Origin of the sequence: Sorangium sp. So ce131 (assembly GCF_051519095.1) — a bacterium.
In the GTDB taxonomy this organism is placed as follows: domain Bacteria; phylum Myxococcota_A; class Polyangia; order Polyangiales; family Polyangiaceae; genus Sorangium.
In genome coordinates, this window is the sequence record NZ_CP150455.1 from 5000904 (window position 1) to 5019141 (window position 18238).

1 protein-coding gene is annotated in these 18238 nt (G+C 73.7%); it reads left to right on the top strand.

Annotated elements, in window-relative coordinates; all coding sequences use genetic code 11:
* Positions 1 to 25: 25 nt before the first annotated feature.
* Positions 26 to 18232: an amino acid adenylation domain-containing protein gene (locus WMF43_RS18150; protein ID WP_437681732.1), complete on the top strand. Its 18207-nt coding sequence runs from the start codon at positions 26 to 28 to the stop codon at positions 18230 to 18232.
* Positions 18233 to 18238: the final 6 nt, after the last annotated feature.

Genomic DNA, 18238 nt, shown 5'->3' on the forward strand with positions numbered 1-18238 from the left:
GTACCCGATGAGAGAGAGCCCCCGAATGAGCCGCAGCGATGTCACCTTCCGCCCCGAGGACGTCGGCACCCTAGTGGACGTGCTGAAGCAGCGCGCCGCGCGCCAGCCCGACAGGACGGCTTACATCTTCCTCTCGGACAAGGGGCGCCGCGAAGACCGCCTGACCTACGCCGAGCTGGATCGCGAGGCGCGCAAGATGGCCGCGTTCCTGCTCGGGCTGGGCGCGCCGGGGGACCGCGTCGTCCTGCTTTATCCGCCGGGGCTCGAGTACATCGTCGCGTTCATGGGCTGCCTGTATGCGGGCATGATCGCGGTCCCGCTCTATCCGCCCCGGCGCAACCAGAAGATCTTCCGGGTCCAGGAGATCTTCAAGAACGCGAGCCCCATCGCCGCCGTCACCTGCGCGAGCCTCTACGAGACCGTCTCGGAGTTCATGAGCTCCTCGGCCGGAGCTGCAGGGCTGCGCGTGTATTCCACGACCGGGCTGCCAGGGCAGGGAGACGCCGAGTTGCCCGAGGTGAAGGCCCACGATCTCGCCTTCCTGCAATACACCTCGGGCTCCACCGGCGCCCCCAAGGGCGTCATGGTCGGGCACGGCAACCTGATGGCCAACGAACGCGCCATCCGCGGCGCCTTCCGCACCTCCGAGGAGGACGTGTTCGTCAACTGGCTGCCCTTGTTCCACGACATGGGGCTCATCGCCAACGTCCTGCAGCCTCTCTACGTGGGGTTCCCCTCCGTGCTGATGTCGCCCCTCGACTTCGTGCAGAACCCGATGCGCTGGCTGGAGGCCATCACGAAGTACGGGGGCACCGTCGGCGGCGCGCCGAACTTCGCCTACAACCTGTGCGTCGAGAAGATCTCACCCGAGAAGCTGGCGACGCTCGACCTGAGGAGCTGGCGAATCGCCTACAACGGCGCGGAGCCCATCCGCGCGGAGACGCTGGAGCGCTTCGCCACGAAGTTCGCCGCCGCCGGCTTCGCGCCTCAGGCCTTCTATTGCTGCTACGGCATGGCCGAGGCCACCCTCATGGTCACCGGCGGCGATCTGTCCGCCGTGCCCGTCGTGCGCACGTTCGACAAGGCAGCCCTCGCGGCGCGCAGCGCGAGGCCGCCCGAGCGGGACGGCAGCGCGGCCGCGCTGGTGGGCTGCGGCAGCGCCCCCGAGGGCCACCGCGTGTGCATCGTGGAGCCGGCGAGTCGGCGCGCCCTGCCCGACGGCGAGGTGGGCGAGATCTGGATCGCCGGCCCGAGCGTGGCGGGGGGCTACTGGGAGCGCCCTGACCTCAGCCGGGAGACGTTCGAGGCGACGACCGAGGGCGGCGAGGGGCCCTTCCTGCGCAGCGGCGATCTCGGCTTCTTCCACGGCGGGGAGCTCTACGTGGCCGGCCGCATGAAGGACACGATCATCCTCCGCGGCCGCAATCTCTACCCGCAGGACATCGAGGCGGTCGTCTCCACCAGCCATCCGGCGCTGAAGCCTTACTCCGCCGCGGCGTTCGGCGTCGAGGTGGACGGCGAGGAGCGCGTCGTGGTGGTGCAGGAGGTGGCGCGCGGGTCGAAGAGCACGGCGTGGAGCGAGGTCTTCCCCGCCATCCACCAAGCCGTGGCCGAGTCGCACGATCTCGCGCTCCACGCCGTGGTGCTCATCCCCCCGGGCGCCTTGCCCCTGACGAGCAGCGGCAAGGTCCAGCGCCACGCGGCCCGCGCGCGGTTCCTGGAAGGGAGCCTGGACGTGGTGGCGCGCTCCGGCGCCCTGGGCGCGGAGCACCCGGAGGAGCGCGCGGAACGCCCGGAGGCGCGTGCGGAGGGCACGGAGGAGCGCGCGGAGCGCCCGGAGGAGCGCGCTGGAACGCCGCCGGAGGGCGAGCCCCCGCCGGAGGGCGGGTCCGCCAGGCACGACGTCGGCCATCTCCAGGAGGTCGTGCTGCGGCTCGTCGCCGCGGCGCTCAAGGTGAACCCGGGCGACCTCGACGTGAGCCGCCCCCTGGCCCAGTACGGCCTCAGCTCGAAGGCGGCCGTCGCGCTGACGGGTGACCTGGAAAACGAGCTGAAGGTCTCCGTCTCGCCCACGCTCGTTTACGACCACCCCACGATCGCGCAGCTCGCCCACGCCCTCGCCGGCGGGGGCGCGCCGGAGCCCGCGCGCACGACGCAGCGGGCGCCGGTGCGCCCGGACGGCCGCCAGGAGCCCGTGGCCATCGTCGGGATCGGCTGCCGGTTCCCGGGCGCGAGCGGGCCGGAGGCCTTCTGGGAGCTGCTCCAGAAGGGCGGCGACGCCATCCGCGCGCTGCCGCCGGAGCGCCGGGCGCTGCTCGGCCTGCGCGAGGACGGCGAGCCGCTCTGGGGAGGGTACCTCGACGGCATCGAGCTCTTCGATCCGGAGCACTTCGGCATCTCGCCGCGCGAGGCCGACGCCATCGATCCGCAGCAGCGGCTGGTGCTGGAGGTGGCGCAGGAAGCGCTGCACTTCGCCGGCATCGCCCCCTCGCGGCTCGCCGGCAGCCTGACGGGCGTGTTCATGGGGGTGAGCACCCACGATTACGAGCGGCTCGCGGCGGGGTCCACGGCGGGCGCCTTCGCCGCGGCCGGCAGCGCCGCCAGCGTCGTCGCCAACCGCCTGTCCTACACGCTCGACCTGCGCGGCCCCAGCGTCGTCGTGGACACGGCCTGCTCCTCCTCGCTCGTCGCGGTGCACTACGCCTGCCGCAGCCTGGAGTCCGGCGAGTGCGACGTCGCCATCGCCGGGGGCGTCAACGTGCTCCTCGACCCGGGCGTCACCCGGGCCATGATCGACGGACACTTCATGGCGCCCGACGGGCGCTGCAAGACGTTCGACGCGAGCGCGGACGGCTACGTGCGGAGCGAGGGCTGCGGCGTCGTCGTGCTCAAGCGCCTGCGCGACGCCCAGCGCGACGGCGACCCCGTGCTGGCGGTGATCCGCGGCTCCGCGCTGCACCAGGACGGCCGGAGCAACGGGCTCCACGCCCCGAACGGCCCCGCCCAGGAGGCCGTGATCCGCGCCGCCCTCGACCGCGCCGGCGTCGCGCCCGCCCAGATCCAGTACGTGGAGGCCCACGGCACCGGCACGGCGCTCGGCGATCCGATCGAGTTCGGCGCGATCAGGAACGCGCTGGGCCGGGATCGCGGCCCCGAGGCTCGCTGCGGCGTCGGCTCCGTGAAGACCAACCTGGGCCACATGGAAGCCGCGGCCGGCATCGGCGGGCTCCTCAAGGTGGTCAACGCGCTCGGGCACCGCGAGCTCCCCGGCAACCTCTTCTTGCGGCAGCTCAACCCGCACATCTCGCTCGAGGGCGGCTTCTTCATCCCCACCCGCGCCGTGCCCTGGGAAACGGGGGAACCGACCGGCGCGCCCCGCCTCGCGGGCGTCAGCTCGTTCGGGTTCGGCGGCACCATCGCCCACGTGATCCTGGAGCAGGCCCCGGCCGACGCCGCGCCCCGCGAGGTGGATCTCCCGGACGCACGCCGCGCCGCGCGGCGGCCCGTTCACCTCCTGCCGCTCTCGGCCAGGAGCGACGCGGCCCTGCGCGAGCTGGCCGGGCGCTGCAAGGACCACCTCGCGCGCCACCCGGAGGTCGACGTGGCCGACTTCTGCCACACCCTCGCGGTGGGCCGCGACGTCCACGAGCTCCGGCTCGCCGTGAGCGCCAGGGACGCCGGGGAGCTCTGCCGTCACCTCGAGGGGTACCTCGACGGCGCCGTGACGCCGGCGGTGAAGGTCGGCCGCGCGAGGCGGCGGCCTCGCGTCGCGTTCCTCTTCTCGGGGCATGGCGCGCAGTACGCCGGCATGGGCCGCGCCCTCTACGAGACGTTGCCCCCGGTCCGCGCCACCCTCGACCGCTGCGACGCCTTCGTCCGCGAGCGTCTCGGCTGCTCGCTGATCTCCGTGCTCTATCCGGAGGGCGAGCCCGACGGGCGGCTTCACCAGCCGCAGCTCGCGCAGGTAGCGCTCTTCTCGCTGCAGGTCGCGCTCGCCGAGCTCCTGATGTCCTGGGGGATCTCGCCGGACGCGGTGATGGGCCACAGCCTGGGCGAGTTCGCGGCCGCGTGCGCCGCCGGCGTCTTCGACCTGGAAGACGGCCTGCGCCTGGTCCTCGAGCGCGGGCGGCTCCTGCAGTCGGTCTCCGCCGGCGGCGGCATGGTGACCGTGTACGCCTCCGAGGCCGAGGTGGAGCAGCACCTGACGTCGACGCCTGCGGTGAGCGTGGCGGCCGTCAACTCGCCCCAGAACACGCTGGTGTCTGGGCCGGTGGACGCGCTGGAGCGCCTCATGACGCGGCTCGACTCGGCCGGCGTCCGCAACCGCCGGACCAACGTGAACCTGGCCTTCCACTCGGCCATGGTCGAGCCCATCCTCGACGAGTTCGAGCGGATCGCCGCCTCCGTTCACCACCGGGCGCCGCGTGTGCTGTTCGGCTCGACGTTGACCGGCCGGCCGCTGGAAGGGGCGCCCAGCGCCCGGTACTGGCGCGCTCAGCTGCGGCAGAAGGTGCGCTTCACCGAGGGGCTCGCCAGCCTGCGCGCCGCCGGCTGCGAGGTGTTCGTGGAGATCGGCCCGCGCCAGGTGCTGACGGGCCTCGCGGACGAGGCGCTCGGCGGCGGCGTCTCGTGTTTCCCCATGCTGAAGGCCGACGTCCCCGAGTGGGACACGCTGACCGAGATGCTCGCCGGGCTCCACGTCGCCGGCGTCCGGGTGGACTTCGAGCGCGCCGGTCGCAGCGAGGGGCTCCGTCGTGTTCCCGGGCTGCCGTCGCCCGCGCTGGAGCGCAGGCGCTGCTGGTTCGACGACGCGGCGCCGCGGTCGGCCGGCGACGTCGGCGCGGCGCGCGCGACCGCGAGGCTCCCCGGCGTCGAGGTCGCGCGCAGCGCCGCGGCTCTCTCGCCGGCGCCGGCCGCGGCGCCCGAAGGCCGCGCCGCCGACGTCCTGGAGCAGCTCACGATCGTGGTGGCCAGGCTGCTCAAGACATCTCCCGAGCGGCTGGATCCCGACCGGCCGCTCCTGGAGATCGGCGCCGATTCGCTGATGCTGATGGACGCGATCCGCGCCGTCCGGGACCACTTCGGCGTCGTGATCACCGTGCGGCAGGTGTTCAAGGAGCTGCCCACGCTGTCGGCGATCGCGAGCTACGTCGACGGGTGCATGCCGCCGCCTGCGCCGGCGGCCCATGCCGCCCCCGCTCCGTCGCACGGCGCGGGAGTGAACGGCGCGGGAGCAAACGGCGCAGGCGTGAACGGCGCAGGCGTGAACGGCGCAGGCGTGAACGGCGCAGGCGTGCACCCGGCGCCGATCGCGCTGGTCCAGCCGGCAGGCGAGGGCACCGCCGCCGTCGTGGCGCGTTTGATGGACCAGCACACCCAGGTCATCACCATGGCCTTGCAGCTGCTGGGCGCTCCCCAGGCGGCGCAGCCGGCGGCACCCGTCCAGATGGCCGCCCCGCAGGCCCTCGCGGCGCTGGCCTCGCCAGCTGCCCTGGCCGCCGCGAGCCCCGCCGTCTCCCGGTCACCGGTGCCGCCCCTCGCGCCGCGCGCGGCCGGAGCCGCCGCCGAGGCGCGCCCCGCGCAGGACCAGAAGCGCAGCTACACCGCGTTCGGCCCCTACAACCCCGCCAAGGCCACCGCGCACACGAAGCTCGGCGAAGGCGACACGCAGGAGCGCCACCTGCGCGCGCTTTCGGCTCGTTACACCGCGAAGACGGGCAAATCCAAGGCGCTCACCCAGCAGTACCGCGCCGTGCTCGCGGACAACCGCGCGTCGGCGGGGTTCCGCTTCAGCACCAAGGAGATGGTGTATCCCATCGCCGCCGAGCGCCTCGAGGGCCCCTATGTCTGGGACCTCGACGGCAATCGCTACGTCGACGTGGCGATGGGCTTCGGCGTGAGCCTGCTCGGCCACAACCCGCCCATCGTGAGCCAGGCCATCACCCGCCAGCTACAGGCGGGCGGCATCGAGCTCGGCCCCCGCTCGCGGTACGCCGGCGAGGTCGCCGCCCTCGTCTGCGAGCTCACCGGCGTCGAGCGCGCCGCCTTCTGCACCTCGGGCACCGAGGCCGTGATGACCGCGCTGCGCATCGCGCGCACGGCCACCGGCCGCCGCAAGATCGCCATGTTCGGCGTCTCGTACCACGGCCACTTCGACACGGTGCTGGCCCGCCCCTCGGGCCGGCCCGGCGAGCCCAGCCTCCCCATCGCGCCCGGCGTGCCGGACGAGCTGGTGAAGGACACGATCGTCCTGGAGTACGGCGATTTCAGCGAGCTGGAGCGGCTCCGCGCGATCGGGGGCGAGCTCGCGGCGGTGCTCGTGGAGCCCGTGCAGAGCCGCCGGCCCGGGCTGCAGCCCGGCCGCTTCCTGAAGGAGCTGCGCGCCGTCACGCAGGAGCTCGGCATCGTCCTCATCTTCGACGAGATGGTCACGGGCTTCCGGGTGCACCCGGGCGGCGCCCAGGCCTACTTCGGTGTCCGCGCCGATCTCGCGACCTACGGCAAGGTGCTCGGCGGCGGGCTGCCCATCGGCTGCGTCGCCGGCAAGGCCGAGTTCATGGATGCGATCGACGGCGGTTACTGGGAGTACGGCGACGGGTCGTACCCGGGCGCCGAGACCACGTTCCTGGCCGGCACCTACCAGATGCACTCGCTCTCGATGGTGTCCGCGCGCGCCGTGCTGACGCACCTGAAGGAGCAGGGCCCGGCGCTGCAGGAGCGCCTCGGCGCGAGGACCGCGGCGTTCGCCGATCGCGTGCGCGAGGTATTCCGCGAGACCGGCGCGCCCATCGGCCTCTCGAGCTTCAGCTCCTACTTCCGCTTCCACTTCGAGGGCAACCTCGACCTGTTCTTTTACCACCTCATCGACAAGGGGGTGTTCGTCTGGGAGGGGCGCACGTGTTTCCTCTCCACGGCCCACGGCGACGAGGACGTCGATCACATCGTGAGCGCGGTCGAGCAGACCGTACACGCGCTCCAGAAGGACGGCTTCCTGCCGCCGCCGCCGCGGCCGGGCGGCCCCGGGTCGAGGACGGGCTCGGGCAGCAACGGCGCGTCCACGCCGCGCGAGAACGGCGTCGCGGCCGCGGCGCCGGCGCTCGATCCCGCCCGCGCGCAGGCCGCCGTCGTCGAGGCGACGTTGCCCCTCTCCGAGGCGCAGAAGCAGCTCTGGTTCCTCTCGAAGCTGAACCCCGGCGCCCTCGCGGCCTACGTCGAGACCACGGCCCTGGAGATGCACGGCCCGCTCGACGTGGACCGGCTCCGCCGCGCCGTCGCCCTCCTCGCGGAGCGCCACGACGCCTTGCGGATCCACGTTGCGGAGGACGGGAGTCATCAGGTGGTGTCGCCGCGCGCGGAGGTGGCGCTCGAGGTGGTGGGCTGCGCGGCGGCGAGCGAAGCCGAGGCGGAGGGCAAGGCGGCCCGCTGGCTGGACGCGCGGCGGGTGCACCTCGAGCTGCACCGCGGCCCGCTGGTCGGGTTCACGCTGCTCTCGCTGAACGACCACCGGCACGTGCTGGTCGTCGACGGCCACCACATCGTGATCGACGGCCTGTCGCTCGCCGTGATGCTCGAGGACCTGGCCGAGCTCTACAACGCGCTCTGCGAGGGCCGCGCGCCCGCGCTCGCGCCCGCGCCTCCCCACGGCGCCTTCGCGGCGCACGAGCAGACGTACCTGGCCTCCGCGCGCGCCGGCGTCGACGAGGACTTCTTTCGGACCCGCTTCCCTGGCGGCATCGAGCCGACGGAGCTGCCCACGAGCCGGCCGCGGCCCGAGGTGTTCACCTTCGCCGGGGCGCGCCACGAGATCGCGCTGGATCCCGAGGTTTGGCGGCGGCTCAAGGAGGCGGGCCGGCACCAGGGCTGCACGCCGTTCATGCTGCTGCTCGCGGGGTACGTCCTGCTGATCGCCCGGCTCGCCGGCCGCGAGGACATCGTGGTGGGCTTCCCCGTGGCCGGCCGATCGTTCGAGGGCGGCGAGCGCTTCGTCGGGTACTGCACGCACCTCGCGCCCTTCCGCGCCCGGGTGCCCGGCGGCGCGCGCTTCGAGGAGCTCCTGGCCGCCGTGAAACGCGACGTGCTCGATGTGTACGAGCACCAGGACCTCCCGTTCGCCCACCTGATCCGCAGGCTGGACCACCGGGTCGCGCTCGACCGCGGGGCGGCGGTGTCGCTCGCGTTCAACCTGAACCGCGTGGACGCCGCCGCGCCCTTCTGGCGTATGCGGACCGCCGCGGCCCCGACGCCCATCCACCACGCCAAGTTCGATCTGCTGCTCGACGTCCTCGAGACCGGCGACGGGGCGCGGCTGCAGTTCGATTACGCCACCTCGCTCTTCGACGAGGAGACGATCGCCCGGTTCGCGCGCGCCTACGTGCGCCTCTTGACCGCGGGCGCGGAGCGGCCGGCGCGGCGGCTGCGCGAGCTCCCCCTGCTGTCGGACGACGAGCTGCGGGACGTCCTTTGGGGCTTCAACCGGAGCGAGCGGCCCTATCCCCAGCACAGGTGCCTGCACGAGCTCTTCGAGGCGCAGGCGGCGCGCACGCCGGAGCGGGTGGCGCTGGTGTTCGAGGCCGAGCGGCTGACGTACGCGGAGCTGAACCGGAGGGCGAACCAGCTGGCGCATCACCTGCGCCGGCACGGGGTGGGGCCGGACACGGTGGTGGCGGTGGTGGCGGAGCGTTCGGTGGAGCTCGTGGTGGCGCTCTACGGCGTGCTCAAGGCCGGGGGCGCGTACCTTCCGATCGATCCGACGTATCCGTCCGAGCGCATCCGGGTGTTGCTCGAGGACGCGGCGTCGCCGGTGGTGCTGACGCAAGAGAAGTGGCGCAGCGGGCTGCCGGAGACGTCGGCGCACGTGGTGTGCGTGGACGCGGACTGGTCGGAGATCGCGCCCGAATCGGGCGACGATCTGCGGCCGGTCAGCGGCCCCGATCACCTGGCCTACGTCATCTACACCTCGGGCTCGACGGGTCGGCCCAAGGGGGTGGAGAACAGCCACCGTGGCATCGTGAACCGGCTGCTGTGGATGCTGGAGGACAGCGGCCTCGGCGAGCAGGACGCGGTGCTGCAGAAGACGCCGTACACGTTCGACGTGTCGGTGTGGGAGCTGTTCGCGCCGCTCTTGTGCGGGGCGCAGCTGGTGGTGGCGGCGCCCGAGGGGCACCGCGACCCGGGGTACCTCGCGGACGTGATCGAGGCACACGCGATCACCACGGTGCACTTCGTGCCGTCGATGCTGCAGGCGTTCCTCGAGCCTCTGGATGCGCGCCAGTGCCGGTCGCTGCGGCGGGTGATCTGCAGCGGAGAGGCGTTGTCGCGCGAGCTGGAGGAGCGGTTCTTCCGCAAGCTGGGCGACGGCGAGGGCGCGCCCGAGCTGCAGAACCTCTACGGACCGACCGAGGCGGCGGTGGACGTGACCTCGTGGCGCTGCCGGCGCGGCGACTCCCACGGGAGCGTCCCCATCGGGAAGCCGGTGGCCAACACGCGCATCTACCTCCTCGACGGCGGGCTGCAGCCCGTCCCCGTCGGGATGCCGGGGGAGCTGTACATCGGCGGCGTGCAGGTGGCGCGCGGCTACCTCAAGCGGCCCGCGCTGACGGCCGAGCGGTTCATCCCCGATCCGTTCAGCGGCACGCCCGGCGCGCGCCTCTACCGCACCGGGGATCTCGCCCGCTTCCTGCCCGACGGCACCGTCCTCTTCCTGGGTCGCATCGATCACCAGGTGAAGCTGCGCGGGTTCCGGATCGAGCTCGGCGAGATCGAGGCCGCGCTCCTGGCGAGCGCGGAGGTGCGCGAGGCGACGGTGCTCCTGCGCGAGGACCGGCCGGGGGATCCGCGGCTCGTGGCGTACGTCGTGCCGCGCTCCGGGGTGGAGGTCGACGCCGAGGCGCTGCGCCGGTCCTTGGAGCGCTCGCTGCCGTCGTACATGGTGCCGGGCGATCTCGTCGCGCTCCCGGCGATGCCCCTGACCACGAGCGGCAAGCTCGATCGGAAGGCGCTGCCGGCGCCGGCCCTGGAGCCGGCCGCGGGCGGCGAGCACGTGGCCCCGAGCGGCGAGGCCGAGATCAAGCTCGCCGAGATCTGGCAGGAGGTGCTGGGCCGATCCCGCGTCAGCGCCGCCGACGAGTTCTTCGCGAGCGGGGGGCACTCGCTGCTCGCGACCCAGCTCGTCTCGCGCGTGCGCACCGCCTTCGGGGTCGATCTGCCGCTGCGCGCCGTCTTCGAGGCGCCCGTGCTGGCGCAGCTCGCCGCGCGGATCGAGCGCGCCCGGCGAGGCGCGCTGGACGGGGCGCCGGCGATACCGCTCGTGCCCCGCGGCGACGCGCCGCCCGCCATGTCGTTCGCGCAGGAGCGGCTGTGGTTCTTGCAGCAGCTCGATCCCGAGAGCCCCGCCTACAACATGGCGGCGGCCGTGCGCCTGTCCGGCGACCTCGACCGCGAGGCGCTGCACGGCTGCCTCTGCGAGGTGGTGCGCCGCCACGAGGCGCTGCGCGCCACCTTCGCGACCGACGCGGACGGCAGCGGCGTGCAGCGGATCGCGCCCGCCGTCGCGCTCCCGCTGCCGGTCTTCGATCTCTCGGGCATGCCCGAGGCCGAGCGGGAAGGCGCGCTCGCGCGCGTCGCCCGGGAAGAGGCCGAGCGGCCCTTCGACCTCGCCGAGGGCCCGCTCGTGCGCAGCGCGCTCGTGCGCCTCGGCGCGACCGAGCACGTGTGGTTGCTCGGCATGCACCACATCGTCTCCGACGACTGGTCGATCGGCGTGTTCGTGCGCGAGGTCTCGGCCCTCTATGCGGCGTTCGCCGCCGGGCGGCCGTCGCCGCTGCCGCCGCTCCCGATCCAGTACGCCGACCACGCGCGCTGGCAACGGCAGGCCCTCTCTGGCGAGGCCCTCGAGCGCGAGCTCGCGTACTGGACCCGGCAGCTCCCCGGGATCCCGGGCGCCCTGGAGCTGCCCGCCGACCGCCCGCGGCCCGCGGCGCAGAGCTTCCGGGGCGGCGAGGTGCCCGTCGTGCTGCCGGCCGAGCTCGCGCAGGCCCTGCGCGCCCTGAGCCTGCGCGAAAACGCGACGCTCTTCATGACGCTGCTGGCCGCCTTCCAGGCCCTCCTGGGGCGCTACAGCCGGCAGTCCGACGTGGTGGTCGGCTCGCCCGTGGCGGGCCGCACGCGCGCCGAGGTCGAGGGGCTCATCGGCCTCTTCGTCAACACGCTGGCGCTGCGCGCCGATCTCAGAGGGGACCCGCCCTTCGTCGAGCTCCTGCGGCAGGTGCGCGACACCGCGCTGGGCGCCTACGCCCACCAGGCCCTGCCGTTCGAGCGGATCGTCGACGCGCTGGGCGTGCCGCGCGACCTCAGCCGCACGCCGGTGTTCCAGGTCCTGTTCACGCTGCAGAACGCGCCCGTGCAGGTGATGCAGCTCGCGGGCCTGTCGCTGCGCGAGGAGGAGCTCCCCACCCGGACGGCCAAGTTCGACCTGGATCTGACGCTCCGGGAGGTGGACGGGGCGCTGGTCGGCACGCTGGAGTACAGCGCAGATCTCTTCGACGCCTCGACCGCCGAGCGCATGGCCGGGCACCTCTGCACGCTGCTCGAGGGCGTCGCCGCCGCGCCCGCGACGCGGATCTCCAGGCTGCCGCTGCTCACCGCGGCCGAGCGCCGGCAGATCCTGGTCGAGCGCAACCGGACGGCGCGCGACTTCACGGCGGTGCGCCCCGAGTGGCGCCCGGCGGCGCGCTTCACCGAGCTCTTCGAGGCGCAGGCCGAGCGCACGCCGGACGCCGTGGCCGTCGCGTGCGACGGGGAGCGCTGGACGTACGCGGAGCTCGACGATCGCGCCCGCCGCGTCGGGCGCGCGCTGCGCGAGCGCGGCGTGGGCCGCGGCGACGTCGTGGGCCTGCTGCTCGACCGCGGCGTCGAGCTCGTCGCCGCCATCCTGGGCGTCTTCAAGGCCGGCGGCGCCTACATGCCGCTCGACGCGGACTGGCCCGACCAGCGGCTCGCGACGGCGCTCGCGCAGAGCAAGGCCAGGGCGATCGTCTGCGCGGCCCCGTCGCAGGGCAGGGCGGGCGCCCTGGGCGCGGCGCCGGCGCTCTGCATCGCCGAGCTCCTCCGCTCCTCCCCGGCGCCGCGCGGCGCCTCTCCGGCCGAGGGATCGGCCGACGACCTCGCCTACGTGCTCTTCACCTCCGGGTCCACGGGCGCGCCCAAGGGCGTGATGGTCACCCACGCGGGCATGCTCAACCAGCAGTTCGCGAAGGTGGTGGAGCTCGGCCTCGGCGCCGGCGACACGATGGCCCAGACCGCGCGCCAGACGTTCGACATCTCGGTGTGGCAGCTGCTCAACCTGCTCCTCGTGGGCGGCCGGGTGCTCATCCTGAAGGACGAGCAGGCGTGGGCGCCGCGGCCGCTCCTGACCGCGCTCTCCGCGCAGCGGGCGACGATCTTCGAGACCGTGCCCACGCACCTCCGCCTCCTGCTCGACGAGCTGGAGGCGCGGCCGGAGGCCTACGATCTGTCGGCGCTCCGGTGGCTGATGCCGACCGGGGAGGCCCTCCTGCCGGAGCTCTGCGAGCGCTGGTTCCGGGCGCTGCCGCGCGTCCCGATGGTCAACGCCTACGGGCCGACCGAGTGCTCGGACGACACGTCGCTGTACAAGCTCCACCACGCGCCGCCGCGCGCGTGGAAGTACGTGCCGATCCACGGCTGCGTGGCGAACCTCCGCAACTACGTGCTCGACGAGCGCCTCGAGCCCGTGCCCGACGGCGTGCCCGGCGAGCTGTGCATCGGCGGCGTCGGCGTGGGCCGCGGCTACATCGCCGACCCGGGGCGGACCGCCCAGGCGTTCGTCCCCGACCCGTTCGCGGGGACGCCGGGCGCGAGGATGTACCGCACCGGCGACCTCGTGCGTTTCCTCGCCGACGGCAGCATCGAGTTTTTGGGCCGCATCGATCACCAGGTGAAGATCCGCGGCTTCCGCATCGAGCTGGGCGAGATCGAGGCCGCGCTGTCGCTGCACCCGGGCGTGCGCGAGTGCGTGGTGCTGATGCGCGAGGACGGCCAGGAGGAGAGGCGCCTCGTGGCCTACGTCGTCCCCGCCGGAGACGCCGAGGGCGGCGCGCTCGCGCGCCACCTGCAGGAGCGGCTGCCCGCGTACATGGTGCCCTCGGCCTTCGTCCTGCTCGACGCCTTCCCGCTCCTGTCGAACGGCAAGATCGACCGGCGCGCGCTGCCGGCGCCCGCGGCGGGCGCGGCCGACGCCGCCGAGCAGCACGCGGCGGCGCGCACGCCGACCGAGGTGATCCTCGCGGGCATCTTCCGCGATCTGCTCCGCGTGGACCCCGTCGGCCGCTTCGCGAACTTCTTCTCCCTGGGCGGGCACTCCCTGCTCGCCACCCGGCTCGTCTCGCGCGTGCGCGAGGCCTTCGGCGTCGAGCTCGCGCTGCGCGCGGTCTTCGAGCGCCAGACCCTGGCCGAGCTCGCCGTCGCCGTCGAAGAGGCCCGCGAGCTCGACCGCGCGGAGGCGGCGGGGCCGATCGAGCCCGCGCCGCGCGACGGGATCGAGCCGCTGCCGCTCTCCTTCGCGCAGCAGCGGCTCTGGTTCCTCCACCAGCTCGAGGAGCCCAGCGACGCGTACAACATGGCCGGGGCCTACCGCCTGCGCGGCGCGCTGCACGTCGAGGCCCTCGGGCGAGCGTACTCCGACCTCCTCGCCCGCCACGAGACGCTGCGCACCCGCTTCCCCGCCGAGGGCGGCGAGCCGCGCCAGGTCATCGAGCCGCCCGCCGCCGGGCGCGTCGCGGTGATCGACCTGAGCGACCGCGACGAGGCGGAGCGCGAGGCCGCGCTGCGGCGCCTCGTGGACGAGGAGGGGGCCTCGCGGTTCGATCTGGCCACGGGCCCGCTCGTGCGGTGCAGGCTGCTCCGCCTCGGCCCGGCCGATCACGCGCTGCAGGTGACCCTGCACCACATCATCTCCGACGGCTGGTCGGTGCGCGTCTTCCTGGACGAGCTGATCGCGCTCTACAACCACCATCGCCTCGGCGGGGAGGGGGCCTATCCGCTGCCCAGCCTGCCCGTCCAGTACGTCGATTTCGCCTGCTGGCAGCGCGCTCATCTCCGGGGCGAGCGCCTCGCGCGCCAGCTCGACTTCTGGAAGACGCAGCTCGCCGGCGCCCCGCTGCTCCTCTCGCTCCCGACCGACCGGCCGCGCCCCGCGCTCCAGAGCATGAAGGGCGCCGTCGCCCGCTTCACGCTCGACAGCGACCTCACGGCCGAGCTCAGGGCCCTCGGCCGGCGCTTCGACGTCACGTTCTTCATGACGCTCTTCGCGGCCTTCAACGTGCTGCTGAGCCGCTACTCCGGGCAGACCGATCTCCTCGTGGGCGTGCCGGTGGCGAACCGCACGCGCAAGGAGATCGAGGCCCTCATCGGCTTCTTCGTGAACACGCTGGTGCTGCGCAGCGACCTGTCGGGGAACCCGACGTTCGAGGCCCTGCTGCGCCGGGTCCGGCAGACCACGCTCGACGCGTACGCCCACCAGGATCTGCCGTTCGAGCAGGTCGTGGAGGCCGTGCGGCCCGAGCGCAACCTCAGCCATCACCCGCTGTTCCAGGTGATGTTCGACGTGCAGGACGCCGACGACGAGGTGATGCGCCTCGAGGGCCTCGAGATCGAGCCCCTGGAGCCGGAGCGCGTGACCTCGATGTTCGACATGTCCGTGACCCTCGAGGAGCTCGGCGGCGGGCTGCGCGGGACCGTCGAGTACAACACCGATCTCTTCGCGGGCTCGACCGTCCGCCGGATGATCGAGCACTTCACGACGCTGCTGCGGCTGCTCGCGGCCGCGCCGCACCGGCGCGTCGGCGAGCTCGAGATGCTCGGCGCCGGCGAGCTCGCCGCCCTCACGGCGAGCTGGGAGGTCGCGCCGCCGCCGGCGCTCGCCGGCGATCCGCGGCGCGGCGCGTGTGTGCACCAGCTCATCGCGCAGCGCGCCGCCGAGGACCCGGGCGCGACGGCGCTCTCCTCGGGCGATCGCCGCGTGTCCTACGGAGAGATGACCGCGCGCGCCGGCGCGCTCGCGCGGCGCCTGCGCGCGCTCGGCGTCGGCCCCGAGGTGCTCGTGGGCCTCTGCGCCGAGGACGGCATCGCCCTGGTCACCGGCGTCGTGGCCGTCCTCATGGCGGGGGGCGCCTACCTCTGCCTCGATCCCGGCCACCCGCGGGACCGCCTGGCCGAGCTCCTCTCGGACGCGCGCCCGTCCGTCCTCCTTTGCAGCGAGCGCGACGCCGCCGCGTTGTTGGAGCACCGCGCTCACCGCCCGCACGGCGCCGCGGTCGTGACGCTCGATCCCTTCCTGGAGGGCCCCGCCCCCGCGGGCGAGGCCGCGCCCGAGCCGACGCCGTGCTCGCCCGACAACGCCGCTTACGTCGTCTACACCTCGGGCACGACCGGCAAGCCCAAGGGCGTCACGGTCACCCACCGCGCGCTGGTCAACGACTACCTCGCCTGGGAGCACGAGTTTCTGCTGGCCGGCGGTCCCGCCTGCCACCTGCAGATGGCCAGCAGCGCCTTCGACGTCTTCTCCGGCGAGGTGCTTCGCGCCCTGTGCAGCGGCGGCAGGCTGGTGTTCTGCCCGCGCGGCCTCCTGGTCGAGCCCGACAAGCTGTACGCGCTGATGCGCCGCGAGCGCGTCGACTGCGCCGACTTCATCCCCGCCGTGCTGCGCGCGCTCGCGGATCACCTGGAGCAGACCGGGCAGGACCTCGGCTTCATGAAGCTGGTCGTCGTCGGCTCGGACGTCTGGACCGCGGAGGACCACGCCCGCTTCCGGGCCCTCTGCGGGCCGAGCACCCGCCTGATCAACGCCTACGGCGTCAGCGAGGCCACGATCGACAGCACCTGGTTCGAGGCGCCGCGCCTCGAGCGCGACGGGGAGCGCTCCGTGCCGATCGGCCGGCCCATGCCGGGAGTGAGGGCGCTCGTGCTCGACGCCCACCTCATGCCCGTCCCCGCGGGTGTCCCGGGGGAGCTCTTCCTCGGCGGCGTCGGCGTGGCGCGCGGGTACCTGAACCGGCCGGGCCACACCGCCGAGCGGTTCCTCCCCGACCCGTTCGCGCACACGCCCGGCGAGCGGCTCTACCGCACCGGCGATCTCGCGCGCCTCCTGCCGGACGGCAACCTCGCGCTGCTCGGGCGCGCCGATCACCAGGTGAAGATCCGCGGGTTCCGCGTCGAGCCGGACGAGATCGCGGCCGTCGTCGCCGCGCACCCCGGCGTCCGGGAGGCCGTGGTGGTGGTCCGCGAGGAGCGCCCCGGAGACAAGCGGCTCGCCGCGTACCTGACCCTCGGCGACGGCGGCGACGGCGCGCCGCCGCCGCGCGCCGAGGACGTGAAGCGCTTCCTCCGGGACAAGCTGCCTCACTACATGGTGCCTTCCGCGATCGAGGTGCTGGACGCCATGCCCCTCACGCAGAACCGCAAGATCGACCGCGCCGCCCTCTCGCGCAGGCGCCTCGAGGGCGCCGGCCCGATCGGCGCCGACGCGCCGCGCACGCCCGCCGAGGAGCTGCTCGCCGGCGTCTTCCGCGACGTGCTCGGCGTGCAGACCGTGCGTCGCTCGGACAGCTTCTTCGACCTCGGCGGGCACTCGCTGCTCGCCACCCAGCTCGCCTCGCGCGCGGCCAAGGTGTTCGGCCGGGAGCTGCCCCTGCGCGTCATCTTCGAGGAGCCGGTGCTCGCCGCGCTCGCCGACTACCTGCAGCGGGCCGAGCTCCACCGCCAGGCCCCGCCGCTGCAGCGGGTGTCGCGCGATCGCCCGCTGCCGCTCTCGTTCTCCCAGGAGCAGCTCTGGACGGCCGCGCAGCTCGCGCCCGACGGCGGGGCCTACAACATGTCCGCCGGGCTCCGCGTCCGCGGGGCGCTGGACGTGGACGTCGTCCGCGCGGCGCTGGCCGAGATCGCGCGGCGCCACGAGATCCTGCGCATGCGGGTGGAGATCGTCGACGGCCGCCCGGCCATGGTCGCAGGCGACGATTTCCCGCTCGCGGCGGCCGTCGAGGACCTGGAGGGGATCCACGGCCGCGAGGCCCGCGAGGCCGAGCTGGCGCGCCGCTTCGAGGCGGAGGCCGCGGCGCCCTTCGATCTCTCGCGGGCGCCGCTGGTCCGACTCAAGATCTTCCGGCTCGCGCCCGAGGAGGTGGTGCTCGCCTTCACGCTGCACCACATGCTCTGCGACGGCTGGTCGCTCAGCGTGCTCGTCCGTGAGCTCGTCGCCTGCTACGAGGCGCTCGCCGCGGGCAGGCCCCACCGGCTGCCCGAGCTGCCCTTCCAGTACGCCGACCTGGCCACCTGGCAGCGCCGGTGGATGAGCGGCGAGGTCCTCGAGGGGCACATCGAGCACTTCGCCAGGAAGCTCGGCGGCGAGCTGCCGGTCCTCGCGTTGCCGCTCGATCGGCCGCGCTCCCGGCGGCGCAGCGACGCGGGCGCGCGCCTCGTCCAGCCGCTCGACGGCGAGCTCGCCCGCGCGCTCGCGGAGCTCGGCCGCGGCGCCGGCGCCACGCTCAACATGACCCTCATGGCCGGCTTCCTGGCGCTGCTTTACCGGTTCAGCCGCCAGGACGATCTGCTCCTCGGCATGACCGTCGCCGGCCGGGGCCAGGTGGAGGCCGAGCCGCTCATCGGCTGCTTCATCAACAACGTCGTCCTGCGCTTCGATCTCTCGGCCAGGCCGAGCTACCGCGACCTGCTCGCGCAGGTCCGGCGCGAGACCCTGGAGGCCTACGATCACCAGGCGCTGCCGTTCGAGAAGCTCATCGAGGCGCTCAATCCGCCACGCGAGCCGGGCGTCACGCCGTTCTTCCAGGTGGTCTTCAGCGCGCAGAACACGCCGTCCGAAGAGCTCTCGATACCAGGCCTCGAGATCGAGGAGCTCCCCGCCGCGCGGGAGACAGCGCGTTACGATCTCACCGTCTGGGTGAATGAGGCCCCCGGGGCGCTCAGCGTGGAGTGGACCTACAGCACCGATCTCTTCGAGGCCGCCACGATCCGCGAGATGGTGAGGGGCTACGAGGAGGTGCTCCGGCGGGTCGTGAGCGACCCCGAGATCGGCCTCCTCGGCCTCTCCTCGTCGAGGGACGGAGACGCCGCGCGCGGTCAGGGCGCGTCGAAGCAGGCGGCTCTCAAGGAGAAGCTGCTCGGCGCGAGGCGACAGGCAAAGAGGATCGATCTCTCCGAGTGAGCCGCT

Excerpts from the sequence above, each read along its gene's own strand:
- WMF43_RS18150 (WP_437681732.1), top strand. The coding sequence starts at position 26 with ATGAGCCGCAGCGATGTCACCTTCCGCCCCGAGGACGTCGGCACCCTA.